This window comes from Chthonobacter rhizosphaerae (assembly GCF_013839525.1).
In the GTDB taxonomy this organism is placed as follows: Bacteria; Pseudomonadota; Alphaproteobacteria; order Rhizobiales; family Pleomorphomonadaceae; genus Chthonobacter; species Chthonobacter rhizosphaerae.
In genome coordinates this window covers 120,505-146,071 of sequence record NZ_JACDIS010000012.1, presented here as the reverse complement: position 1 = coordinate 146,071, position 25,567 = coordinate 120,505, and the positions used below count along the sequence as shown (strand labels likewise).

Sequence of the window (25,567 nt, the reverse complement as noted above, 5' to 3'; positions counted from 1 at the left end):
GCCCTCATGTCGTCGCCCGCTCCGTCGAGATCCGAGGGAGCGACCCGCGCGGTCGTCAGTAGTCCACCACGCCGTCGAGCGCGTAGTGCTTCACCGTCTTCCGGTTGGCGATCAGCTCGTCGATGGTCGGCTCGCCCTTCAGGGCGCGCGCGATGGCCAGCTTGGTGGCCTCGTAGTTGGTGTCGTAGAGGTTCTTCCTGTCCAGGTTCGGGTCTTCCGCGCAGCGCGGGTCGAGCCAGACCATGATGATCATGCAGACGTCGTCCACGATCTCCTTGGGGATGATCCCCTCGGCCACCGCGTCCACGATGGCGTCGCCGATGGCGCCCTGCACCACGCCGCCAAGCAGGTTCACATACTCGGCCGACTGAATGGTCACCTTGGTGGTCATCATGGTGGCCGGGCGGACCAGCTGGTTGCAGTCGCGCACCACGAACATGCGGGTGTGGCCGGCGGCCTGTCCCATCATGGTGGCGAAGGCCTGGCCGGCCGGGCCCTTGGTGGAGCCGATCAGCACCTCCGGCATGGCGTCGGTGGCTTGGCCCTCGGCCGCGAACACGGTGGCCTCACCCACCTTGAACCAGATGTCGGACATCGCGACTCTCCTTTGCATTCAACGCGAAGGCCGCGAGCTAGACCACTCCGGGCGGACGATGTCCAGCATCGGAATGGCCGCACGCGGCCTCGTCTTCGGGGGCGTTCGCCGGGATCAGGCGGCGCCGGCGGACCGGCGGGCGCTGTCCAGCGTGTTCAGCATCAGGCACGCGATGGTCATCGGGCCGACACCGCGCGGCACCGGTGTGATGGCCCCCGCCACCTCCTTGGCGCTGTCGAAGTCCACGTCGCCGACGATCTTGCCCTTGCCGTCCACCTCGATGCGGTTGATGCCCACGTCGATCACGATGGCGCCCGGCTTGATCCAGTCGCCCTTCACCATCAGCGGGCGACCGACGGCGGCCACCAGCACGTCGGCGGTGCGGCACACGGCCGGCAGGTCCTTGGTGCGCGAGTGCGCGATGGTGACGGTCGCGTTCTTCTGCAACAGGAGCTGCGCCATCGGCTTGCCGACGATGTTGGAGCGGCCGATCACCACGGCGGTCTTGCCGGAAAGGTCCGGCATGATCCGGTCGATCAGGATCTGCGAGCCGCGCGGCGTGCACGGCACGAAGCCCGGCAGGCCCACCGAAAGCCGGCCCGCGTTCACCGGGTGGAAGCCGTCCACGTCCTTGTCCGGGTCGATCAGGCCGAGCACCTTGTCGCTGTCGATCTGTTTGGGCAGCGGCAGCTGCACCAGGATGCCGTGCACAGCCGGGTCGGCGTTCAGCCGCTTCACGAGCGCCAGCACCTCCTCCTCGGTGGCCGACTCGGACAGCTTGAACTCCAGGCTCTTCAGCCCGCACTCGGCGGTCGCCTTCAGCTTGTTGCGCACGTAGACGGCGCTCGCCGGGTCCTCGCCCACCAGCACCACGGCGAGACCGGGGACGATGCCATGGGTGGCCTTCAGGTCGGCCGCCTCGCGGGCGACCTGTTCGCGCAGTTCGGCGGCGACGGCAAACCCGTCGATGATGGACGCAGTCATGTCACTCCCCATTCAAGTCTGTTCTGCCGACGGCCTCATCCGGCCATCGGCGGGTCGCTCGCAAAGCCGAACCGCCCGGTTTCGGCGGGGACCGGACCGTCGCCCGGCATCCCGCGGCCGTCAATGCGCCGAGACCGCCTCCCCCCGGAGACCGCCACCGCGAAGACGCCCGATGGACCCTCCCGCCGACGGGCCCGGCGCTTCCCTTCCTTGTGCGATGACGAGCAACGCTTGTCACGCCGAAAGACAAGATTGAGGCAACAGGACGCAGGACTTCACGATCATTATTGGCTGATCCCCCTGTCTCTCCAGTAAAATACACGAACGACCCCGACTTTCACTATTTCTATGCTTCGATGAAGAGAAACTTTGGACAGCCGCCGGTCCGGTTCGGCCGGTCATCATCCGTTCGCAATGGCAAGTAGAAGCTCAAGCTGAATGTCGACGGCGAAGTCTCGCTCCCCCGATCCAGGCGTCTTCACGATCTATGATCTTTTCACATCGAATAGTGTCTTGTGTCGAACAAGGCATGGGAAGCCGCATCCAGCGCAGACCTGTACGCAATCGCACGGTTAGCAGAAGTCCTTCCGGCAAAAGTCTAATAGGCGATTGTCGAACTGTCCTCCGGCCGGCCTCAAGTCTAAACAAAGCGTGATGGGGCCCGCATTTACGGGGGTCTTTCGCGGGAGGATGCGAAGGATCGGGGAGACCACCCCTGGAGGGATCTGGGAGGAGAACCAGATCGTGCCCTGAACCGCCGAACGGCATCCGCGGCCCGCGTCCAAGCGCGGGTGGGGAGCCGTCTGCGCGCCGAAAGGCGGGTTCGGGCAGGATCGCCGCTCACCGATCGTCCCCAACGACAAGGGCGGACACCGCGGAGACGCGGCGTCCATTCGCCGCCAGCCGGGGCTGGACGGTCAGCAACAGTCAGGAACGACCGAGGAAGCACGTCATGACGAACATAGCAGCAGGAGCGAGGCCGGCGGCCCGCCCGATGAGCAAAGAGGAGAAGAAGGTCATCTTCGCCTCCTCGCTCGGCACGGTCTTCGAGTGGTACGATTTCTACCTCTACGGCTCTCTGTCGGCGGTCATCGCCGTGCAGTTCTTCTCCGGCGTCAACCCGACCGCCGCCTTCATCTTCGCCCTGATGGCGTTCGCGGCGGGCTTCGCCGTCCGCCCGTTCGGCGCGCTCGTGTTCGGCCGTCTCGGCGATATGATCGGCCGCAAGTACACCTTCCTCGTCACCATCCTGATCATGGGCGTGTCGACTTTCATCGTCGGCATCCTGCCCAACTACGCCACCATCGGCATCGCGGCCCCGATCATCCTGATCGGCCTGCGCCTCCTGCAGGGCCTCGCGCTCGGCGGTGAGTACGGCGGCGCCGCGACCTACGTCGCCGAGCACGCCCCCATGGGCAAGCGCGGCGCCTACACGGCCTGGATCCAGACCACCGCGACCCTCGGCCTGTTCCTGTCGCTGCTCATCATCCTGGGCTGCCGCCTGTCCATGTCGACGGAAGACTTCAACGAGTGGGGCTGGCGCATTCCGTTCCTGCTCTCCGTGGTCCTCCTCGGCATCTCGGTCTGGATCCGCCTGATGCTCAACGAGAGCCCGGCCTTCCAGAAGATGAAGGACGAGGGCAAGACCTCGAAGGCGCCGCTCACCGAGTCCTTCGGCCAGTGGAAGAACCTGAAGATCGTGCTGCTCGCCCTGTTCGGCCTCGTCGCCGGCCAGGCGGTGGTCTGGTACACGGGCCAGTTCTACGCGCTCTTCTTCCTCACCCAGACCCTGAAGGTCGACGCCCAGCCCGCCAACCTGATGATCGCGGCGGCGCTCCTCATCGGCACGCCCTTCTTCGTGATCTTCGGCTCGCTGTCCGACAAGATCGGCCGCAAGCCGATCATCATGGCCGGCCTGCTGATCGCCGCCCTCACCTACTTCCCGCTCTTCAAGGCGATCACCCACTACGCCAACCCGGCGCTGGAGGAGGCCATCGCGTCGGCCCCGGTCACCGTTGTCGCCGACCCGAACGAGTGCTCCTTCCAGTTCAATCCGGTGGGCACGTCCAAGTTCACCAGCTCGTGCGACATCGCCAAGGCGGCCCTCGTCAAGCGCGGCATCCCGTACTCGAACGTCGAAGCGCCGGCCGGCACGATCGCCCAGATCAAGATCGGCGACACGACGATCGACAGCTACACCGCGGTCCCGGCGGCCTCCACCGAGGTCAACCTCGGCCACGGCCCGGCCCCGGCGTCCAACGCCCCGGCCCCGACCGCTCCGGCGGCCACCGCCCCGGCCGCGACGGCTCCGGCCGCCACCCCGGCTCCGGGCGCCGTCGACCCGAAGGCCTGGGACACCGCGCTCGGCGAGCAGCTGACCGCCGTGGGCTATCCGGCCAAGGCCGACCCGGCCCGCATCGACTACGTGATGACGACCGTGCTCCTCACCATCCTGGTCATCTACGTGACCATGGTGTACGGCCCGATCGCCGCCATGCTGGTGGAGCTCTTCCCGACCCGGATCCGCTACACCTCCATGTCGCTGCCCTACCACATCGGTAACGGCTGGTTCGGCGGCTTCCTGCCCACCACGTCCTTCGCCATGGTGGCGGCCACCGGCGACATCTACTACGGCCTCTGGTACCCGATCGTCATCGCCCTCGCGACCTTCGTGATCGGCATGCTGTTCGTGAAGGACACCAAGGACGTCGACATCAACACGATGGACTGACCGTCCGACGCATCCCGAACCGAGAAAGCCCGGCCTCACCGCCGGGCTTTTTCTTTGCCCCGACGCCCGCCTCCCCCGTCATCCCCGGTCATGATCCGCGCAGGCGGAACACCCACGCGCTCCCCTCCCCCGTCCCCACTCCATCGAACCATCGGGCGGCGCGAACCCTTACCCCTTCAAACCGCTCATTGAGGTTCGGCCCCGCGGTCGTGTAGGGTCGGCCGCGAGCGACTTCGACGATGCGAGGCCCTGGCCCGGTCCGGGCGACAGGGAAGATCCACATGGACATCCGGCAGCTACAATATCTTTCCGCTCTCGCCCGCGAGCAGCACTTCACGCGCGCCGCCCAGGCCTGCAACGTCACGCAGCCCACCCTGTCGGAGCGCATCCGCCAGCTGGAGGAGGAGCTCGGCGTCCCCATCGTGGAACGCGGCCAGCGCTTTCACGGCTTCACCGCCGAAGGCGAGCGGGTCCTGAAGTGGGCGCAGGTGATTCTCGACAACTGGTCCGCCATGCGCCAGGAGGTGAACCAGCTGCGCGAGGGCGACGCCCAGATCGGCGGCCGCCTCACCGTCGGCGTCATCCCGTCGGCGCTGCCGATCGCGGCGCGGCTCGCCAAGCTCATCCGCGCCGCCCACCCGAACGTCGACATGGTGGTCCTGTCGCAGACCTCCGTGGAGATCCTGCGCTCCCTCGACGACTTCTCCGCCGACGTCGGCCTCACCTACCTGGACAACGAGCCCATCTCCGGCCTCGTGTCCCGTCCGGTCTACCGGGAGCGCTACTGCCTGTTCGTCCGCCAGGACGATCCGCTCGCCAAGATGAAGACCGTCACCTGGAGCGAAGCGTCCAAGCACACCCTGGCGCTCCTCACGCCCAACATGCAGAACCGGCGCATCATCGACCGCGCCTTCCAGACGGCCGGCGCCAAGCCGGTCACGCGGGTGGAGACGAACTCGCTCCTCAACCTCTGCGCCAATGTGCGCGAGACGGGCCTCGCCGCCATCATGCCGGAATATGTGAAGAGCACTCTCGGCCCCGGCTCCGACCTCGTCGCCGTGCCGCTCACCGAGCCGGACATCGAGCACGCGGTCGGCCTCGTGGCCATCGACCGCAGCCCCATGCCGCCGCTCGTCACCATCGCGCTGGAGATGGCCCTCGCCCTCGGCAAGGAACTGAAGTCCACCGACCTCGGCCTCTGAGCCGGGCCGCCCCCGCGCCCGGCGTCACCCCACCCGTTCGCGCCACCGGTTCATGCGCCGTTCCGCCAGCGCGAACCCGCGCCGGATCGTGAACGTCAGCGCCAGATAGAGGACGGCGGCGCTGAGGAGCGGCTCGTAGACCCGGAAGGTCTGCGCCCGGAACACGTTCGCCTCGCCCATGATGTCCCGCACCGTGATGGTGAACACGATGGCGCTCGCCTTCAGGAGCAGCACCGTCTCGTTGGCGAGCACCGGCAGGGACTGGCGGAACGCCAGCGGCAGCACGATCGTCAGCCGGATCTGCCATTTGCCGAGCCCCACCGACTTCCCGGCCTCCACCAAGCCCCTCGGCACGTTCGCGATCGCGCCGCGCAGCACCTCGCCCGAATAGGCCGCGGTCGAGATGGAGAGCGCCAGGAAGGCGCACCACAGGGGGTCCTTCAGAATGGGCCAGAGGAAGCTCTGCCGCACCTCCCGGAACTGCCCGAGGCCATAGTAGATCAGAAATATCTGCACGATCAGCGGCGTGCCCCTGATCACCGTCGTGAAGGCGAGCGCCGGCCAGCGCAGCCAGACCTTCTCCGACGTGCGGGCGAGCGCCACTAGCACGGCCGCCGCGTTCCCGACGATCCCCGAGGCCGCCACCAGCAGCACCGTGATCGGAAAGCCCGACAGGAGGTTCGTGATCAACCGTTCCCAGTCCATCGCTCAGCGCCTCCCGTCCGAACGGGCCACGCGCGCCTCCAGGCGGCTGATCAGCCACCCGGAGACGATGGAGAGCACGAGGTAGACCACCGCCACCGCCATGTAGAAGGTGAACGGCTGGCGCGAGAAGGACGCGCCGGACCCGGCGACACCCAGAAGGTCCCGGATCCCGACCACGCTGACGAGCGCGGAGTCCTTCAGCGTCACCAGCCACACGTTGCCGAGCGGCGGCAGCGCCAGCCGCAGCGCCTGCGGCGCCAGGACGGTGGCGAAGATCGGCGCCTGCCGCATGCCGAGGGATCGCGCCGCCTCCGCCTGGCCGCGCGGGATGCCCTGGAAGGCGGCCCGGAACACGTCCGTCTGATAGGCCCCGCTGACAACCCCGAGCGCTACCACGCCCGCCGCGAAGGCGTTGATCTCCACCGTCGCGCCCGGCGAGACCATCTGCACCAGGTCCCGCACCGCCGACGTGCCGCCATAGTAGATGAGGAGGATCACCAGGATGTCCGGCAGGCCCTGGACCACCGTGGTGTAACCCTCGGCCGCGCCGCGCGCCCACCAGGGTCCGCGTAGCTTGGCCCAGGCGAGCAGCAGCCCGATCAAAAGCCCGAGCGCGTAGGCGGCGAGCGCGATCTGCAGCGTCACGGCCGCGCCGGCGAGCAGCACAAGTCCCCAGCCGCCCTCGCCGAAGCCGAGCAGTTGGAACGGATCTGTCGGTTTCATCACGGCGGCTCCTGACGGAGGCGGCGGGCGGGGCGGGCGGAGGCGGGCGACGGGCGGCGCGCCCCGGGCCGGGGCGCTTCCGTCATGACCCACCGATGCACGTCATCCGGATCCACGAGATCCGGTTGCACGATCTGCGGCCGCCCGGTCGCCAGGGACGGTGCGTCCCGACGGGTCGCGCGCGCCGACGCGGTTCCGCCGGGTTTCGGCGCGCCATCGCACGCGCCGAGACCCGGCCGGCCATGCGGCGGGATGGGCCGGCGTGGCGGCGCCGGCCCGCTCCAGGTCGCAACGAGCGATCGGTTCGCGGCCCGACGGGGCCGGTCCATCAGCGGAGGTAGAGGTCGACCTTGAAATACTTGTCGTTGATGGTCTTGTAGGTCCCGTTCGCCACAATGGCCTTGATGGCGGCCGAGAACTTGTCCTTCAGCGGGTCGCCCTTGCGCACCGCCACGCCCACGCCCTCGCCCAGCATCGGGTCCCTCAGCGGCTCGCCCTTCATCTCGAAGTCGGCTCCGTCCGGCGTGTTCAGCAGACCGTCGGAGAGCGCGACGCTGTCGGCGAGCAGAAGATCGACGCGCCCGGCGATCAGGTCCAGGTTGGCGTTCTCCTGGGTGTCGTAGGTCTTGATCTCCACCACGTCCTTGTACTTCGCCTCCAGATAGCCGAGGTGGATGGTGGCCACCTGCACGCCCACCGTCTTGCCCTTCAGGCCCTCCGGCGAGATCGTCACCTCCTCGCTCTTCGGTCCCACGAAGGTCGCCGGGCTGGTGTAGTAGTAATCCGAGAAGTCGACCACCTGCTTGCGCTCGTTCGTGATCGACATGGACGCGATGATGGCGTCGAACTTGTTCTCCGTCAGCGCCGGGATGATGCCGTCCCAGGCCTGTAGCACCCACTCGCACTTCACCTTCATCTCGGCGCAGAGCGCGTCGGCGAGGTCGGCTTCGAAGCCCGTCACCTTGCCGGACGCGTCCACCACCGTGAACGGCGGATAGGACTCCGGCGTGGTGCCGAGCCGCACCACCTCCTGGGCCAACGCGCCGCCGGAAAGGCCCGCGACGACCGTTAACGATACCGCCAGCTGCTTCAATCCGAAAACCATGTCAGGGTCCCCCTGCGTGTCGTTCGTTGTCCCGCTCTGGTCGGACGCCGGCCGTCTTCGGCGGCTCGGCTGTCCGGGTGGTGCCGTTTACCGGCGTCTCACCCACCCGGCGGCGCAGTCGCCGCCGAATATCGTTCCGGCCTCCTCCCTCCGGCGAGGGCTCGGCCCTTCTCACGCGCCCAACTCACGCCTCCAGGGCGCCCGGTCGCGCCGTCGCGGACCGGCGGCTGCCGACGAGCTTCAGGAGGTTGTCGCCCGGCCGCGTGAACCGGTGCGCCCGGCGCGTCAGGATCAAGCCGTCTTGCGGGGCGGTCACGGTCACGGCCCCGTCGTCCTCCCCGGGCGCCGTCACGACGGTGACGAGCGCGTCGCCCGCCGCCACCCGGTCGCCCGGCCGCACATGGTAGAGAATCGTCCCCGCCACCGGCGCAGCCACCATGTCCACGTGGTCGATCGGCGCGGCCACGGCGGTATAGGGCGCAAGCGGCGCCACCCTGTCGTCCACAAGCACGCCTCGGGCCACCAGGAAGCGATAGAGGCCCTCCGCGTCGGCCCGCGCGAGGTCGGGAGACACGTCCGCCCGGCCGCGAAACTCAACGGTGGAAACCACCCGCCCTGCCGCGGCGTCTTGCGCGCTGCTTAAATAGGGGGCAGCGGCCGCCTCTTCGAAGGCGCCGTCCGAACTCTTGTCCCACAGGATCGCCGCCTCGCAGCCGAGAGCCGCCGCGAGGTCGCTCATGGCCGGCCACAGCGGCGCCGGCGCGTAGATGTAGGAGAGGCCCTCGTCGTCACAGTGGAGGTCGAGCACCAACTCGTGGCCAAGCGAGAGCCGCACGAGCAGCGCCTTCAGCCGAACCTCGGCCAGCGCCGATGCGGCGTCGTCGATCAGCGCCGACGGATCCGGCGCGGCGAGGAGAGGAAAGTTGCGGTTGAAGTTGGTCCGGCTGCCGAAGGCGAACCGCCCCAGATGCTCGCCGAAGAGGTGCTGCCCCAGGCCGATCGGGTTGGCGTGGGGCACCACGGTCACCGTGCCGCGAAGCCGGCCATCGCGCTCGGCGTCCCGCAGCATCGGGATCAGCATGTGCAATGCCGCCACGCCGGGCAATTCGTTGCCGTGAAGAGCCGCTTGCAGATAGGCTCTGGGGGCGTCCGCCGATCGGCCTTCGAATGTCAGAACCGACAAACGCCATTCCGTTCCGGGAGAATTACCCCGGATCACCTCGATCGATTTTCTCATGCACTCCAACCTGATTCATGCGGCCGGAGACGAGGCTATTCGGTCGAAGACAAAAGTAAAGCCGAGACTTGACGTTTTTTCCAATCGAAGACGCGATCCCTTTCGGCGCTCTCGGGTGCGGACCGCGCCCGAGCCTCACGCTCCCGCCCGGCGACGTCAGCCGAGGGACGCCGCCGAAGGCCGGCTTTCCACGGCGGCGAGCGCCGGTTCGAACACCCGGCCGATGCCGATCACCACCGGGGCGCCGGGCGTCACCGCCCCCTCCAGGAGCAGGTCGGACAGCCGCTTCGGCACCAGCGACTGCTCAGCCTGCCCGATCGCATAGCCGAGCACCACCGGCATGTCGGCCGGCAGGCCTTCCCGGATCAGGCGCGTCGCGATGCCCGCCGCCGTTCGCCCGCCCATGTAGACGACGAGCGTCGTTTCCGGATCGGCGAGGCCCTTCCAGTCCAGGGTCTCGTCCAGTTCGCCGCTCTTGGCGTGGCCGGTCACGAACCGCAGCGAGTGCGCGGCGTCCCGATGCGTCAGCGAGAGCCCGAGGGCGGACGCCATGGCGATGCCGGCCGAGATGCCAGGCACCACCTCCACGGGGATGTTCTCCCGCTTCAGCCGCTCGATCTCCTCGCCGGCCCGGCCGAACACCATCGGGTCGCCCGCCTTCAGGCGCACCACCCGCTTGCCCTGGCGGGCGAGGCTGATCATCAGATCGTTGATGTCCTCCTGCCGACAGGAGGCGCGGCCGCCGCGCTTGCCCACCATCATGCGCTTGGCCTCGCGCCGGGCGAGTTCCAGCACGTCGTTGGAGACGAGGTCGTCGAACAGGATCACGTCCGCCGACTGCAGCGCCCGCACCGCCTTCAAGGTCAGGAGTTCCGCGTCGCCCGGCCCGGCGCCCACCAGGATCACCCGGCCGCGCGCGTCGCCGCCCTCTGCGATCCGCCGCGCTTCCGCCAGCATCGCCTCGTCGTCGCCCGCCTCAGGCGCAGGCCCGAACGCCTTCTCGGCCAGATGCTCCCAGAACGAGCGCCGCTCCTGCCCGGGCTTCAGCCGCTCGGTCACGGCCTCGCGCACCCGTTTCGCCAGCGCGCCCCAGTCGGCGAGCGTCGGCGGCAGCAGGGTTTCGATCCGCCGGCGGATGGCTTGGCCGAGGATCGGCGCCGCCCCGTCCGTCGAGATGCCGATCACCACCGGAGAGCGGTTGACGATGGAGCCGAACTGCACGTCGCAGAACTCCGGCTTGTCCACAACGTTCACAGGCACGCCCGCCGCCTTGGCGGCGCAACGGAAGGCCCACGCCTCGCCCTCGGTCTCCGCGTCGCAGAGCGCGAAGGCGGCGTGCGCCACCACGTCCGTCGACCACGGGCGACGGTTGAGCGTCAGGCTGCCCGCCTCGGCGCCGCGGTCCACCAGCGCGGCCATCTCGTCGGACGGCTCCGCCGCGTAGATGGCCACGTCGGCGCCGGCCGCCGCCAGCAGCTCCGCCTTCCAGGCCGCGCCCGCCGATCCGCCCGCCACGACCACCCGCTTGCCGGCGAGGTCCATGAACAGCGGCAGCTTGGCGAGACGACCCATGCGGGCCGGACCCGCCTCACGCGGGGACCGGGACACGCGCACCATCGATGATCCTCCGAAGTTCAGGCCGACAGGAGCCACAGTTCGTCCCCGCTTTCAACACCGCGCCCACCGCGTCCACCGTCAGCGCCGCGCCGTCGCGCACCGCGGCCTCGATCTGCCGCACGCCCACGTCGAAACAGGTGCAGACGATCGCCCCCGTGTCCGGCCGGTCCGCGCCCGGCCGTCCGGCGAGCACCGCGCCCGCCCGGGCGCACGGGTCGGTCAGCCGCTCCGCCGCGAAGGCCCGCGACACCGCCACCGGCTCCGGCGCGATCCAGAGCGCCCCGATCAGGCGCTCGCCCTCGAAGGCGGCGAAGCGGTAGAGACCCGCGCCCTCGTCGATCACGGCCGTGAGACTGCCGCCGACCGCCGGCAGACGCAAGAAACGCCGTGCCGCATCCGGCACATCCTTTGGCAGGGTTTTCCCCGCGAGCTCCGTCCGGTAGCCCCCTTTTGCGCGGGCCACCGCGAAATAGTCGCACCCCTCGGTGTCCGGCCGCGCCGCCGATACCGCGAAGCCGTACCAGGCGGCCCCGAACGGCGCCACCGAGACGGGCGTCGCCTTCAGGGCCGGCTGGCCCGAGATCGGGTCCGTCACCGGCGCCACCACGGCGTCCACGCGCCCCTTCGCGGCCAGCCGGTCGGTCCAGTGCATGGGCACGAACACGGTGCCCGGCTGCTGCCGGTCCGTCACCAGCGCGCGCACCACCACCGAGCCGTGGGCCGAGTCCACCCGCACCAGGGTCGCGGCCTCGATCCCGGCCGCCGCCGCATCCGCCGGGTGGATCTCGCAGAAGGGCTCGGCGATATGCCCCATCAGCCGCGCGGTCTTCCCCGTCCGGGTCATCGTGTGCCACTGGTCGCGGATCCGCCCCGTGTTGAGGATCAGCGGCCGCCCCGGCGATCCCGTCACGCCCGCCGGCGCGGTCGCGACGAACCGCAGCCGCCCGTTCGGCGTGAACGCCCGCCCGTCCGCGAAGAAGCGCCCGCCGGTCTCCGCCTCCCGCCCGACCTCGGCGCCAGCCGCCCCGCCCGCCGCCGGCACCGGCCACCGCACCGGCTCCAGCCCGTCGAAGGCCGCGTCCGTCAGGTCCTTCAGCCCGCCGATGTCGAAGTCCTTGCCCCGAGCCGCCATCACGGCCGACAGCGCCGCGTGCTCGCGGAACACCGCCGCCGGCCCGTCATAGGCGAACCCGTCGAAGCCCATGCGCCGGCCCACCTCGGCGAGCGCCCACCAGTCCGGCCGCGCCTCGCCGGGCGGCGCCAGGAACCGGCGCTGGCGCGAGATGCGCCGCTCCGAGTTCGTCACCGTGCCGTCCTTCTCCCCCCAGGCCGCCGCCGGCAGCAGCACGTGGGCGTAGGCGGCGGTGTCCGTCTCGGCGGTCACGTCCGACACCACCACGAACGGACAGGCCTTCAGCGCCGCCGCCACGTCGTCCGCGCCGGGCACGCTGTCCACCGGGTTGGTGGCCATGATCCAGAGCGCCTTCACGCGCCCCTCCCGCACCGCCCGGAACAGGTCCACCGCCTTCAGCCCCGGCCGCGACGCGATCGTCGGCGCGCCCCAGAAGCCCTGCACCGCCGCCCGGTCGCCGGCGTCCTCGATGTTCCCGTGCGCCGCCAGTTGGTTGGCGAGCCCGCCGACCTCGCGCCCGCCCATGGCGTTCGGTTGGCCGGTTACCGAAAAGGGCGACGCCCCGGGCTTGCCGATGCGCCCGGTCGCGAGGTGCACGTTGAGGATGGCGTTCACCTTGTCGGTCCCGCTCGCCGACTGGTTCACCCCTTGGCTGAAGGCCGTCACCACCCGTCCGGTCCGGGCGAAGAGGTCGTAGAAGGCCGAAAGCGCCGTCTCCGGAAGCCCGGTCGCCTCCGCCGCTCCGGACAGCCCCACCGCGCGGGCCGCGCCCAGCGCCGCCTCGAACCCGTCCGTGTGCGCCTCCTCGAAGGCCCGGTCCACCGCCCCCGCCGCGTCCAGGTGCGCCAGCAGCCCGGCGAACAGCGCCACGTCCGACCCCGGCCGCAGCGCCAGGTGCAGGTCCGAGGCGTCCGCCGTCGCCGTCCGCCGGGGATCGACCGTCACGATCGTCATGCCCGGCCGCGCCGCCTTGGCGGCCATCAGCCGCTGGTGCAGCACCGGATGGCACCAGGCGAGGTTCGATCCGACCAGCACCACCAGGTCGGCGAGCTCCAGATCCTCGTAGGTCCCCGGCACCGTGTCGGTCCCGAACGCCCGCCGGTGCCCGGCCACCGCCGACGCCATGCAGAGCCTCGAGTTCGTGTCGATGTTGGCCGAGCCGATGAAGCCCTTCATCAGCTTGTTGGCCACGTAGTAGTCCTCCGTCAGGCACTGGCCCGACACGTAGAAGGCCACCGAGTCCGGCCCGTGCGCCGCCACCGTCGCCCGGAACCGCTCCGCCACCAGGTCCAGCGCCTCGTCCCACGACGCCCGCTGCCCGTGGATGGTCGGATGCAGCAGCCGGTCATCCAGCGACAGCGTCTCCGCCAGCGACGCCCCCTTGGCGCAGAGCCGCCCCCGGTTCGCCGGATGCGCCTCGTCCCCCGCCACGGCCACCTCGCCGCCGGACGACACCGTCGCCTTCACCCCGCACCCCACCCCGCAATAGGGGCATGTCGTCCGTGTGGTCGTCTCGCCCGCGGGCACCTGATGCAGCATGAACCCAGACCTCGTCGCCTTCATCACGATCGCCGCGACCCGCCGGTCGCGGCGGAACCCGACACCCCGAGGAGCCCCCGCCGGCCGCCCCGCGCTCCGCCCCCACCCGCGCCGTCATGGCCCGCGCAGGCGGACCACCCATGCATGGGGAGCCGTCGCGCGACGGTGAATGCGTAGGTGGTCCGCCTGCGCGGACCATGACGGACGGGCGGTGCGATCAACGGTGATGCGCCACACCACCAACCTCGACGCTCCCCCTCCCCCCTCGAGGGGGAGGGTCGGGGAGAGGGGGGAACCGCCCCCGCCAGCCGCCCCCGCTCCGCCGCCGCCAGCCGCCCACGCTCCACCTCCGCCAGCCGCCACGTTCCGCCCCCGCTTCGCCCCCAGCCGCGTCGTCATGGTCCGCGAAGGCGGACCACCCATGCATGGGGAGCCGTCGCGCTTGGCGCATGGGTGGGTCTGTCCCCGCCCTCCTAAAAAGGGGTGGGTGGTCCGCCTTCGCGGACCATGACGCCGGGCTCGCGGGGGACCGCCGTTCAACCGACCCCACCAGCTGATCGCCTCTCCGCCCCCCTCTCCCCCTCACCCGCCGCCCGCCAGCCTCCCCACCTCCAGCGAGATCACCCCCGCCTCCACCTTCACGCCGATCACCCCCGCGCACCCCTCGTCCGGCCCCGCCACTTCGCCGGTCCGCAGGCTGATCACCCAGTTGTGCAGCGGGCAAGTCACCGAGTGCCCGTGCACGATGCCCTCGCTGAGCGGCCCCTTCTTGTGCGGGCACTCGTTGCGGAGCGCGAACACCGTGTCGTCCGCCGCCCGGAACACCGCGATGTCGCCGAACGCGCTCTTCACCACCCTCGACCCCAGCACCGGCACGTCCTCCACGCACCCCACCGTGATCCACGCCTCCTCGAAGGCGGTCTGCAGCACCTGGTTCATTCCGCGGCCTCCTTGAAACCGATGGCGGCCATCGGGGCGAACTCGTGGGCGTCCAGCCCCTTCACACGCTCCGCCCAGGGGTCCACCTGCGCGAACGTCTGGCTGTGCAGGAAGCGCTCCAGTAGCGCCGCCCGCCTCGCCCTGTCGTCCACCACCTGCGCCTTGATGGAGGCCGTGCCCACCCGGTCGGCCCACTTGTAGATCCGCTCCAGGTAGCGACCCTGCTCCCGGTAGAGCTGGGTCAGCGCCGCGATGATCTCGATCGTCTCGGCCTCGGTCTCCACCAGCGTCAGCACCTCGGTGCCCTTGATGTGCATGCCCGCCGCGCCGGCGAAGTGGATCTCGTAGCCGGTGTCCACGCACACGACGCCGATGTCCTTGCACGTCGCCTCCGCGCAGTTGCGCGGGCAGCCGGAAACGCCGAGCTTCACCTTCGCTGGCGACCAGGAGCCCCACATCAGCTTCTCCAGCTTCACGCCGAGCCCGGTGGAGTCCTGCGTGCCGAACCGGCACCATTCCGATCCGACGCACGTCTTCACGGTCCGGAGGCCCTTGGCATAGGCCGCGCCGGAGATCATCCCGGCCTTGCCGAGATCCGCCCACACCGCCGGCAGGTCCTCCTTCCTGACGCCCAGGAGGTCGATCCGCTGGCCGCCTGTCACCTTCACGGTCGGAATGTTGAACTTGTCCGCCACGTCGGCGATCGCCCGCAGCTCCGCCGCCGTGGTCAGCCCGCCCCACATGCGCGGCACCACCGAATAGGTGCCGTCCTTCTGGATGTTGGCGTGCACGCGCTCGTTGATGAACCGGCTCTGGCTGTCGTCCTGGTATTCACCCGGCCACTCGCAGATGAGATAGTAGTTGAGCGCCGGCCGGCACCTGGCGCAGCCGCAGCTCGTCTTCCACCCCAGGTCCTGCATCACGGCCGGGATCGACTTCAGCCCCTTGGCGACGATCAGCCGGCGCACCTCGTCGTGGCCGAGGTCGGTGCACTTGCACATGGGCTGCACGGCCGCGGCGCTATAGGCGTCGCCCAGCGTCGCCGCCAGCAGCTTCTCCACCAGCGGCGTGCACGACCCGCAGGAGGCCGACGCCTTGGTGTGGGTGCGCACCTCGTCCAGGTTCGTCAGCCCCTTGGCGGTGATCGTTCCGACGATCTTCCCCTTGCAGACGCCGTTGCAGCCGCAGATGGGAGCGTCATCCGGCAAGGCTGCAACGGCCGCCGTAGGGTCCAGCGGGGCGGCTCCGGCATAGGACTGGCCGAAGATCAGCGTGTCGCGCATCTCCGAGACGTATTTGCCGCCCCGGATCAGGTCGAAGAACCAGGTGCCGTCCGCCGTCTCTCCGTAGAGCACCGCGCCGATCAGCACGTTGTCCTTCAGCACCAGCCGCTTGTAGACGCCCGGCGCCCGGTAGACGATCTCCTCCCGGTCCTTGGCGTCGGCGAAGTCGCCGGCGGAGAAGAGGTCGATGCCCGTCACCTTCAGCTTGGTCGCCGTCACCGAGCCTTTGTAGACGCCCGGCTCTCCGAGAAGGCCCCTGGCCGCCACCTTGGCCATGTCGTAGAGCGGCGCCACAAGGCCGTAGCACTGGCCCCGGTGCTCCACGCACTCGCCCACGGAGAAGATGTCCGGGTCGGAGGTCCGCATGGCGTCGTCGACGAGCACGCCCCGGTTCACCTCCAGTCCGGCCTCCCTGGCGAGGCCGAGGTTCGGCCGGATGCCGACCGCCATCACCACCAGCGAGCAGTCGATCTCCCGCCCGTCGTCCAGCTTCACGCCGGTCACGCGGGTGTCGCCCAGGATGGCGTGGGTGTTCGCCTTGCAGATCACCTCGATCCCCCGCGCCTCGATGGCCCGCTGCAGGAGGTACCCGGCCGCCGGGTCCAGCTGGCGTTCCATCAGGGTCGGCATCAGGTGCAGCACGGTCACGTCCATGCCCTGCATCTTCAGGCCGGCCGCCGCTTCCAGGCCCAGGAGGCCGCCGCCGATCACAACCGCCCGGCCGCCCTTCGCGGCCGCCGCCTTCATGGCGTCCACGTCGTCGAGGTCGCGGTAGGCCACCACGCCCGGCAGCGCGTGCCCCGGCAGCGGGATGATCAGCGGGTTGGACCCCGTGGCGATCAGCAGCTTGTCGTAGCCGTGCACCTCGCCGGCCGCCGTGGTCACCGCCTTCGCGTCGCGGTCGATGGCCACCACCTTGTGGCCCTTCAGGAGCGTCACGCCGTGGTCGGCGTACCACTGGTCGTCGTGGATGAGGATGTCCTCATAGGCCTTCTCGCCGGACAGCACCGGCGAGAGCATGATGCGGTTGTAGTTCACCCGCGGCTCGGCGTTGAACACCGTCACGTCGAACGCGTCCCGGTCCGCCTCGAACAGGTGCTCCAGCACCCGTCCGGCGGCCATGCCGTTGCCGACGACGAGAAGCTTCTCTCTGGTCATGGGAGGTCCCGCCCTTCAGGCCGCTTCGACGAAGCGATTGCGCTCGTAGAGAAACTTCAGCACCGCCGACCGGCACTTGATGTACGTCGGGTCGCTGGCGAGCTCGATTCTCCGGCGTGGCCGGGCGAGCGGGACGTCCAGCACCTCGCCGATGCGCGCGGCGGGGCCGTTGGTCATCATCACGATCCGGTCCGACAGCAGCACCGCCTCGTCCACGTCGTGGGTGATCATGATCACCGTGTTGCCGAGCGTGGCGTGGATCTGCATCACCTGGTCCTGCAGGTGGGCGCGGGTCAGGGCGTCGAGCGCGCCGAACGGCTCGTCGAGCAGCAGAACCTTCGGCTCCATGGCCAGCGCCCGGGCGATGCCCACGCGCTGCTTCATGCCGCCGGAGATCTCGCCGGGCCGCTTGTCCTTGGCGTGGCCCATGTGCACGAGCTCCAGGTTCTCCATGGTCCACGCGTGGCGCTCGGCCTTGGACTTCTTCGCCCCGAACACCTTGTCCACCGCGAGCCGCACGTTCTCGTAGGTGGTCAGCCAGGGGAGCAGGCTGTGGTTCTGGAACACCACCGCCCGCTCCGGGCCCGGCTGCTCCACGGCGGCCCCGTCGAGGAAGATGCCGCCGGAGGTCACCGGCGTCAGGCCGGCGACGAGGTTGAGGAGGGTGGACTTGCCGCAGCCGGAATGGCCGATGACCGCCACGTACTCGCCCTTGGCCACCTGGAGGTCCACGCCCTCCAGCACCTTGGTGGTCACGCCGCCGCGGGAGAAGCTCTTGTCCACGGCTTCGATGGAAAGATAGGCCTTGCTCATGGACGTCTCGCTCAGCTGGCCGCGGTGCCGCGGGTGACGAGGGCGGCGACCACCGCGACGAACCGGTCGAGGATGAACCCCGTCAGGCCGACGTAGACGAGCGCCACGATGATGTCGGAGATCAGGGACGAGTTCCACGCGTCCCAGATGAAGAAGCCGATGCCGACGCCGCCGATCAGCATCTCCGCCGCCACGATGGCGAGCCAGGAGAGGCCGACGCCGATCCGAAGGCCCGTGAAGATGTACGGGGCCGCGGCCGGGATCATGATCTTCACGAAGTATTCCAGGCCGTTCAGCCGCAGCACCCTGGCGACGTTCACGTAGTCGGCCGGAATGTTGCGGATGCCGACGGCCGTGTTGATGATGATCGGCCAGACCGAGGTGATGAAGATCACGAACACGGCCGACGGCTCGCCGTCCCGGAACGCCGCCAGCGATAGCGGCAGCCAGGCGAGCGGCGGCACGGTGCGCAGCACCTGGAAGATCGGGTCGAGGCCGCGCATGGCCCAGGTCGACTGCCCGACCAGCACGCCGAACGCCACGCCGACCACCACCGCGATCGCGTATCCCACCGCCACCCGCTGCAGCGACGCCATGAGGTGCCAACCGAGGCCCTTGTCCACGCCGCCGTTGTCATAGAACGGGTAGGCGATCAGCTCCCAGCTGTCGGTCACGATCTGCGACGGCGGCGGCAGGCTGGCGCCGGGCGTCGCGCAGGCGATCTCCCACACGAACAGGAGGAGCGCCAGAACCAGCGCCGGCGGCACCACCGTCTCGGCCACCGCGCGCCCGGTCGGCACCCGCCGTCTGGCCGGCCGCTTCACCGGCAACGGCACCACCGACGCCGACGTCTTCGGGGCCGCCGCCCCCGCGGGCTTGAAGCTCTTCACTGCGGACATGGTCACTTCCTGGATCGAACTCGGTCAGACGCGGCGGACACCCGCCACGAACGGTCGCTTTTCTGAAGGCAGGGATCCCGCACCCCACGGCACCACCCTCCCCCCTAAAGCCCTCCCCCCTCGCGGGGGAGGGTTGGGTGGGGCCCGCCAGCCCCACGCTCCACCCGAAAGCCCTCCCCCCTCGCGGGGGAGGGTTGGGTGGGGCCCGCCAGCCCCACGCTCCACCCGAAAGCCCTCCCCCCTCGCGGGGGAGGGTTGGGTGGGGGCCGCCAGCCCCAAGCCCCCCCTAAAGCCCTCCCCCCTCGCGGGGGAGGGTTGGGTGGGGGCCGCCAGCCCCAAGCTCCCCCCTAAAGCCCTCCCCCCTCGCGGGGGAGGGTTGTGTGGGGGTCGCCAGCCCCACGCCCCCCCTCACGCCATCTTCTTGATCGCCAGGCTCTCCAGGTACGCGCCCGGATTGGCCGGATCGAAGGTCTTGCCGTCGAAGAAGGTCTCCACGCCGCGGCTGTCGCTCGCCGGCGCGGTCACACCCAGCGTCTTCGCCGCCTCGCGCCAGAGATCCGACCGGTTGACCGTGTCCACCAGCGCGGCCACGTCCGTCTCCGCCTCGAACTTGCCCCAGCGGATGTCCTCGGTGACGAACCAGGTGTCGTGGCTCTTGAACGGGAAGCTGGCGTCGTCGCGCCAGAACTTCATGAAGTGCGGGCTGTCGGCCACCACGCGGCCGTTGCCGTAGTCGTACTCGCCCTTGATGCGGTCCACGATGTCCTTGGGCGGCACGTTGAACCAGGCGCGCTTGCCGACGATGCCGGCCAGCTCGTCCTTGTTCGCCATGTCGTCGCACCACTGCTGGGCCTCCATGACGGCCATCAGCATGGCCTGGACGGCCTTCGGGTTCTTCTCCACGAAGTCGGCGCGCAGGCCGAGCGACTTCTCCGGATGGCGGTTCCACAGTTCGGCGGTGTTGCAGGCCGTGTAGCCGATGTCCTGGTTCACGAGCTGCTCGTTCCAGGGCTCGCCCACGCAGAAGGCGTCCATGGTGCCGACCTTCATGTTCGCCACCATCTGGGGCGGCGGCACAACGATGGTCTCCACGTCCTGGTCCGGGTCGATGCCGGCCGCGGCGAGCCAGTAGCGGATCCAGAGGTCGTGGGTGCCGCCCGGGAAGGTCATGGCCACCTTGGCCATCGCGCCGTCCGCCTTCTTCTTGGCGAACACCTCCTTCAGCGGCGTCGCGTCCACGCCGACCTTGAGGTCCGCGTAGGCCTTGGCGACCGAGATGCCCTGGGCGTCGAGGTTGAGCCGGGCGACGATCGCCATCGGCAGCGGCACGCCGTTCTGCGTCACCTTGCCGGCCGAGATCAGGTAGGGCATCGGCGTCAGGATGTGGGCGCCGTCGATGCCGCCGCCCTCCGAGCCCAGCACCAGGTTGTCGCGGGTCGCGCCCCAGGAGGCCTGCTTCAGCACCTCCATGTCCGGCAGGCCGTACTTGTCGAACAGGCCCTTCTCCTTGGCGACGATCAGCGGCGATGCGTCGGTCAGCGCGATGAAGCCGAGCTTGGCGCCGGTCACCTCCGGGCCGGAGCCCTGGGCGAAGGCGCCGCCCGGGAAACTTGCCTTGACGGCGGAGAACAGCGCGGCCGTGCCGGCCGTCGCCGCCGAGGTCTTCAGGAACGAGCGGCGCGAAACCCCGTGCGGGGCGGGCGGCGGCGTTTTCGTGGTGTCGGTCATGGTCAGATCCCCCGGTCGCGTCTGGCTGCCCATGGGCAGAGCGGAAAAACGAAAACGCCGCCGAGCCGAGGGGGACCGGTCGGGTCCCGTCTCAGGTCGGCGGCGTCGCGCATGAGCCCGTCGTCGGGCTGGAATTCGGAAAGGTCACGGCCCGGTTGGCGGGCTCGGTCTCTGGAAGGTGTGCCGTCGTTGGCCCACTCGGGAATACTTATGCAGGCGGCGTGCCAATCAGGGTCCGTGGGCGATTTCGCCGGTTCCGCAGGGCTTGCCCCCTCCAGGCCCGATCCGCCGTTTTGCCCGCGTGCCTCATTCGAGTGCATCGCAGCAAGGCAGTCCGCCCGAAAAGGCGTCAGCCCGCGCCCGCCGCACCCTCCTCGCCGAAGCCCCTCAGGTAGCCCGCCACGTCGTCCGGATCGAACGTGCGGCCGTCGAAGAAGCGGTCCGGCCCGAGGTCCAGCCGCCCGCCCGCCGCGCCCACCGGCAGCGGCCCGCCGAGCGCGCCCTCCACCTTGGCGGAGGCGGCCGGCATCACCGCGCCCGCGCCGGCGAGCGCCGCCCGGTAGAGGTCCGGCCGGTAGACCGCCGCCGCCGTCGCCTGCAGGTCCGGCGCGAGGCCCGCATGCCCCCAGCGCACCATCTGGCTGTAGAACCACAGCGCGTGGCTTTTCCACGGGAAGGTCGCCGCCCCCCGGCTGAAGCCGATGAAATCCGGGACGAGCCGCGGCGCTTCGCCTTTCCGGAGCACCATCTCGCCCGACAGCGACCGCCGGATGATCGCCGGGTCCACCCCCACGATGTCCTCGGCGGCGAGCAGGCCCACCAGCGTTTCCCGGTTGGCCGGATCGTCCACGAACCGCGCCGCCTTCTCCACGGCCCGCAGCAGCGCCGCCACCTTGGCCGGATGCCGCTCCGCCCAGTCGGCGCGCATGCCCAGCACTTTGCACGGGCTCGAGCGCCAGATCTCCACCTTCGGAACCAGCAGCACGCCCGCGCCGCGCTCCACCGCCAGGCTGTTCCAGGGCTCGCCCACCGAGAAGCCGTCGATCTGCCCGCTTTCCACCGCCTCCACCATGTAGGGCGGCGGCACCACCACGAGCCGCACGTCCCGGTCCGGGTGGATGCCGGCGGCGGCCAGGAAGTAGCGGAGTTCGTAGTTGTGCGCCGAGAACGGATGCACCATCGCGAAGGTCAGCGGCTGCCCCGGCCCCCGCTCGCGCACCACCGCCTTCAGCGCCGCGCCCAGCGCCGCCGGCCCCGCGCCCGTCACGGCCCCGTGCCGCGCCATCGCGTCGAACAGCGCCGTCGAGACCGAGATGGCGTTGCCGCCCAGCCCCAGCGCCATCGGCACCACCATGGGCACCGCCGGCGTGCCGAGCCCCAGCGAGGCGGCGATCGGCATGGGCGCCAGCATGTGCGCCACATCCATGTGGCCCACCGCCAGCCGGTCGCGGATCGACGCCCACGAGGTCTGCCGCACCAGGTCGACCCGCACGCCCTCCGCCTCGGCGAAGCCCAGGCGCGCCGCCGCCACCAGGGCCGCGCTGTCCACCAGCGGGATGAAGCCGGCGCGGATCACGCCCGCGTCACGCCGCGACGCCTCGTCCGGCGGCAGTCCGCCCGTCGTCTCCTCCATCCTGTCGTCCATGCTCAACACGTCGAGCCCCTCGGGGTCGTGGACCGCGCCGGGCCGCCATACGGGCGGCCCCGCGGTCGAAATTGCGCCGTCGCGCGAGGTCCGGAGGATCCCGCGCGGGTGGGCGGCGTCGTTGCCGGTCGCGTCCGCCGTTGGACGCGCGAATGGGTCGTCGCCCCGCCGCTCAGCCGAGCAGCGAGGCGGCCGTGATCACGCTCTGGGCGATCTCGGCCATGCGCTTGTTCTCGTTCATCGCCGCCTTGCGGAGCGCCGCATGCGCCTCCGGCTCGCTCAGGCCGCGATGCTTCATCAGGATGCCCTTGGCCTTCTCGATCAGCTTGCGCTCGGCGAGCTCGCTCTTGGCCTCGTCCAGCTCGCGCTTCAGCTTGGTGAAGGCGTTGAAGCGGCTGATCGCCATGTCGACGATCGACTTGATCCGCTCCTTCTTCAGCCCGTCCACCACATAGGCCGAAACCCCGGCGTCCACCGCCGCCTCGATCATGGCCGTGTCCGACTGGTCCACGAACATGGCGACCGGCCGCGACACCACCCGGCTCACCTGGAACATCTGCTCCAGCACGTCGCGGCTCGGGTTCTCCAGGTCGATGATCACCACGTCCGGATCCACGGCCACCAGCCTCTTCAGGAGGTTGGCCATGCCGCTCAGCACGGTGATCTCCACAACCCCGGCCGCCCGCAACCCATCCTCCAGGATGGCGGCGCGCACCTGATTGTCGTCAATGACGGCGACCTTGATGACTGGCTGGCTCATGCACGCGACGGACCCGACAAAGTCTCCCCGCCATGCAAGACCGATGCCGAGAGCGCCGAACCCTCCGCCGTGATGGTCCGGTTCACCCGAACCATGGACCTCACACCATCCCGGCGAACCCCTCCATCGGCGCCAGCGCGCCCTTCACGCCGATCACCCGCGACGCCACCCGGTGCCCCATCCGGGTCGCCTCCACCGGGTCCTTCCCGGCCAGCCGCGCCGCCAGATAGCCCGCGTTGAAGCTGTCGCCGGCGCCGGTCGTGTCCACGGGCGCGTCCACCTTCACGGCCGGCACCATCGTCTCCACCCCGTCCACGGACACCAGCGTCGGATCCGCCCCGTCCTTGGCGACGATCTCCGTCGGCCCGTAGCCGGCCACCCGGCGCACGCAGGCGGCGAGATCCGCGTCGCCGAAGAGGTCGCGGTCGTCCGGATAGGTCGGCATGGCGATCGTGCACACCCGATAGCCCTCGATCAGCGCCGCCCGCGCCGTGTCCGAGTCCGGCCACAGCCGCATGCGGATGTTCGGGTCGAACGCCACCATGCTTCCCCGCGCCCGCACCTCGGCCAGGGCCGTCAGCAGCGTCCGCCGGTGTTCAGGCGCCAGGATCGCCAGGGTGATGCCGGAGAAATAGGCACACTCCACGTCGCGCAGCGCGTCCCGCAAGGCGCCCGCGTCCTCCGCCAGCAGCTTGGCGGCTGCCGTCTCCCGCCAGTAGGAGAAGCTGCGCTCGTGACCGTCCAGGTGGATGGCGTAAAGCCCGATCGGGCGGCCGGGTTTGCGCATCAGCGCGCTGGTGTCGATGCCCGCGTCGGCGATGAAGTCGGCCAACTCGTCAGACAACTTGTCGTCGCCGATGCCGGTCACGTACCGCACCGTCCAGCCGGCCGGGTCGAGCAGCGCCCGCACATACCAGGCGGTGTTGAACGTGTCTCCGGCAAATCCCTGTCGATAAAGACGTTCGCCCGCCGAGGACAGCTCCACCATGCACTCGCCGATGCTCGCGAAAACCCGCTTCAAAGCCGCCTCCTCGTCCCTGCGGCGCCGTGTCCACCTGCCCCGAAGGTCAGGCCGGCCGCGCCGGGCAACCATTATCATCATCTGAATTTCGGAGAAGTCATCTTATCACTTGACGGGACGTCCTCCGTTCGTGGATGTTCTCCGACAACTCGCCGCCCCGATCAAGGACCGGCCCGATCGACATCGCACCCGATCGAGCCCCGGACGGATCGGAGGACGGCCCATCCTTCCGCGCGAGGACGCGGGAGGGAGGAGATGGGACGGACGGCGTCGCCCGCTGCGAAACGGGCGCCGGGTTCGTCGAACGAGGGAGTTGGACCGTTGCCCATCCACGAAGATCGCCTGTTCCCCGCCGATCCGACCATCCGGTCGATCGCCCGCCGGCTTTACGCCGAGGTGAAGGACCTGCCGATCGTCAGCCCCCACGGCCACACCGACCCGCGCTGGTATGCGGAGAACGACCTGTTCCCGGATCCGGCCCAGCTCTTCGTGGTGCCGGATCACTATGTCTTCCGCATGCTCCTCAGCCAGGGTGTCGGCCTGGAGGACCTCGGCGTTCCCCGCCGCGACGGCGGGCCGGTGGAGACGGACGGGCGCACCATCTGGCGCCGGTTCGCCGCCAACTACCACCTGTTCCGCGGCACGCCCACGCGCATGTGGCTCGACCACGCCTTCGCGACCCTGTTCGATCTCGACCTGCGGCTGTCCGCCGACACCGCGGACGCCTTCTACGACCGCATCGCCGAACGCCTCGCCACCGACGCCTACCGGCCGCGCGCCCTCTTCGAGCGCTTCAACATCGAGGTGATCGCCACCACCGAGAGCCCGCTCGACGACCTGAAGTGGCACCGGATGATCCGCGAGAGCGGCTGGAAGGGGCGCGTCGTCACCGCCTACCGGCCGGACCCGGTGATCGACCCGGACTTCGAAGGCTTCGCCGCCAACGTGTCCGCCTTCGGCGAGCTCACCGGCTGCGACGTGGACGACTATTCGGGCTATCTCGACGCCCATCGCGCCCGCCGCGCCTTCTTCAAGGCGATGGGCGCCACCTCCACCGATCACGGCCATCCGTCGGCCCGCACCGCCAACCTGTCGGCCGTGGAGGCGAACGCGCTCTACACCAAGGTCCGCGCCGGCCGCTCGACGGTGGAGGAGAACGACCTCTTCCGGGCCCAGATGCTGACCGAGATGGCCAAGATGAGCCGCGAGGACGGGCTCGTCATGCAGATCCATCCGGGGTCGCGCCGCAACCACTCGCCGGTCCTGTTCGACATGTTCGGACGCGACAAGGGCGCCGACATCCCCGGCCCGACCGACTACGTGACCGACCTGAAGCCCCTCCTCGACGCCGTCGGCATGGAGCGGGACCTCACCGTCATCCTGTTCACCCTGGACGAGACCGCCTATTCGCGCGAGCTCGCGCCGCTGGCCGGCGTCTATCCGGCGCTCCGGCTCGGTCCCGCCTGGTGGTTCTTCGACAGCCCGGAAGGCATGTGGCGCTACCGCGAGCTCGTGACCGAGACCGCCGGCTTCTACAACACGGTCGGGTTCAACGACGACACCCGCGCCTTCCCGTCCATCCCGGCCCGCCACGACGTCGCGCGCCGGGTCGATTGCGGCTTCCTCGCCAGGCTCGTCGCCGAGCATCGGATGGACGAGGACGAAGCTTTCGAGGTCGCCCACGACCTCGCCTACAGACTTGCCAAGCAAGCCTACAAGCTCTGACCAGGGAGGGTCGGAGCTCATTAGTG

At 69.9% G+C, this 25,567-nt stretch carries 19 protein-coding genes; 3 read left to right on the top strand and 16 right to left on the bottom strand.

What is annotated here, in order from left to right; translation table 11 throughout:
- Nucleotides 1–55 precede the first annotated feature (55 nt).
- Both fae and folD read right to left on the bottom strand, forming a co-directional pair.
- Nucleotides 56–595, bottom strand: coding sequence for a formaldehyde-activating enzyme (gene fae / locus HND91_RS18800; protein WP_181708139.1), 540 nt, complete (start codon nucleotides 593–595; stop codon nucleotides 56–58).
- Between the two features lie 114 nt (nucleotides 596–709).
- On the bottom strand, nucleotides 710–1,579 hold the full coding sequence (gene folD, locus HND91_RS18795) for a bifunctional methylenetetrahydrofolate dehydrogenase/methenyltetrahydrofolate cyclohydrolase FolD (RefSeq protein ID WP_181708138.1): 870 nt from the start codon (nucleotides 1,577–1,579) through the stop codon (nucleotides 710–712).
- Nucleotides 1,580–2,531: 952 nt separating this feature from the next.
- Here folD and HND91_RS18790 point away from each other — a divergent pair.
- Complete coding sequence (locus HND91_RS18790; RefSeq protein WP_210272790.1) at nucleotides 2,532–4,310, top strand: MFS transporter; 1,779 nt, start codon at nucleotides 2,532–2,534, stop codon at nucleotides 4,308–4,310.
- Nucleotides 4,311–4,591: 281 nt separating this feature from the next.
- Nucleotides 4,592–5,512, top strand: coding sequence for a LysR family transcriptional regulator (locus HND91_RS18785; protein ID WP_181708137.1), 921 nt, complete (start codon nucleotides 4,592–4,594; stop codon nucleotides 5,510–5,512).
- A 24-nt stretch (nucleotides 5,513–5,536) separates the two neighbouring features.
- Here the strand turns inward: HND91_RS18785 and HND91_RS18780 are convergent, their stop codons facing one another.
- The 14 genes from HND91_RS18780 to HND91_RS18715 all read right to left on the bottom strand — a co-directional run bounded on the left by HND91_RS18780 (nucleotide 5,537) and on the right by HND91_RS18715 (nucleotide 23,816).
- Nucleotides 5,537–6,217 (bottom strand): ABC transporter permease, encoded by a 681-nt coding sequence (locus HND91_RS18780; RefSeq protein ID WP_181708136.1) that lies wholly within the window; start codon nucleotides 6,215–6,217, stop codon nucleotides 5,537–5,539.
- Nucleotides 6,218–6,220: 3 nt separating this feature from the next.
- Entirely contained in the window at nucleotides 6,221–6,940 is a 720-nt protein-coding gene (locus HND91_RS18775; RefSeq protein ID WP_181708135.1) for an ABC transporter permease, read from the bottom strand.
- A gap of 328 nt (nucleotides 6,941–7,268) precedes the next feature.
- A complete protein-coding gene (locus tag HND91_RS18770; RefSeq protein WP_181708134.1) occupies nucleotides 7,269–8,045 on the bottom strand; it encodes a transporter substrate-binding domain-containing protein in 777 nt (258 codons plus the stop codon).
- 184 nt (nucleotides 8,046–8,229) lie between these two features.
- Nucleotides 8,230–9,282 carry a succinylglutamate desuccinylase/aspartoacylase domain-containing protein gene (locus HND91_RS18765; protein ID WP_181708133.1) on the bottom strand — a complete coding sequence of 351 codons (1,053 nt, stop codon included), beginning with the start codon at nucleotides 9,280–9,282 and terminating at the stop codon, nucleotides 8,230–8,232.
- A 156-nt stretch (nucleotides 9,283–9,438) separates the two neighbouring features.
- Nucleotides 9,439–10,854: a siroheme synthase CysG gene (gene cysG, locus HND91_RS18760; RefSeq protein WP_246329576.1), complete on the bottom strand. Its 1,416-nt coding sequence runs from the start codon at nucleotides 10,852–10,854 to the stop codon at nucleotides 9,439–9,441.
- Nucleotides 10,855–10,870: 16 nt separating this feature from the next.
- A complete protein-coding gene (locus tag HND91_RS18755) occupies nucleotides 10,871–13,570 on the bottom strand; it encodes a nitrate reductase (protein ID WP_181708131.1) in 2,700 nt (899 codons plus the stop codon).
- Nucleotides 13,571–14,152: 582 nt separating this feature from the next.
- Nucleotides 14,153–14,509, bottom strand: a complete 357-nt coding sequence (gene nirD, locus HND91_RS18750; RefSeq protein WP_181708130.1) for a nitrite reductase small subunit NirD — start codon at nucleotides 14,507–14,509, stop codon at nucleotides 14,153–14,155.
- Nucleotides 14,506–16,950, bottom strand: coding sequence for a nitrite reductase large subunit NirB (gene nirB, locus HND91_RS18745; RefSeq protein WP_181708129.1), 2,445 nt, complete (start codon nucleotides 16,948–16,950; stop codon nucleotides 14,506–14,508). The genes nirD and nirB overlap by 4 nt, the downstream gene beginning before the upstream one ends.
- 15 nt (nucleotides 16,951–16,965) lie before the next feature.
- Nucleotides 16,966–17,763, bottom strand: coding sequence for an ABC transporter ATP-binding protein (locus tag HND91_RS18740; RefSeq protein ID WP_181708128.1), 798 nt, complete (start codon nucleotides 17,761–17,763; stop codon nucleotides 16,966–16,968).
- A gap of 11 nt (nucleotides 17,764–17,774) precedes the next feature.
- Complete coding sequence (ntrB, locus tag HND91_RS18735; protein WP_181708127.1) at nucleotides 17,775–18,662, bottom strand: nitrate ABC transporter permease; 888 nt, start codon at nucleotides 18,660–18,662, stop codon at nucleotides 17,775–17,777.
- A 408-nt stretch (nucleotides 18,663–19,070) separates the two neighbouring features.
- Nucleotides 19,071–20,390, bottom strand: coding sequence for a CmpA/NrtA family ABC transporter substrate-binding protein (locus HND91_RS18730; RefSeq protein WP_181708126.1), 1,320 nt, complete (start codon nucleotides 20,388–20,390; stop codon nucleotides 19,071–19,073).
- Nucleotides 20,391–20,739: 349 nt separating this feature from the next.
- Nucleotides 20,740–22,035, bottom strand: coding sequence for a CmpA/NrtA family ABC transporter substrate-binding protein (locus tag HND91_RS18725; protein ID WP_246329575.1), 1,296 nt, complete (start codon nucleotides 22,033–22,035; stop codon nucleotides 20,740–20,742).
- Between the two features lie 172 nt (nucleotides 22,036–22,207).
- A complete protein-coding gene (locus HND91_RS18720; protein WP_181708125.1) occupies nucleotides 22,208–22,795 on the bottom strand; it encodes an ANTAR domain-containing response regulator in 588 nt (195 codons plus the stop codon).
- Nucleotides 22,796–22,895: 100 nt separating this feature from the next.
- Nucleotides 22,896–23,816, bottom strand: coding sequence for a sugar kinase (locus tag HND91_RS18715; RefSeq protein WP_281379132.1), 921 nt, complete (start codon nucleotides 23,814–23,816; stop codon nucleotides 22,896–22,898).
- Between the two features lie 321 nt (nucleotides 23,817–24,137).
- Between HND91_RS18715 and uxaC the strand changes: the two genes are divergently transcribed.
- Complete coding sequence (gene uxaC, locus HND91_RS18710; protein WP_246329574.1) at nucleotides 24,138–25,541, top strand: glucuronate isomerase; 1,404 nt, start codon at nucleotides 24,138–24,140, stop codon at nucleotides 25,539–25,541.
- The last annotated feature ends 26 nt before the right edge of the window (nucleotides 25,542–25,567 follow it).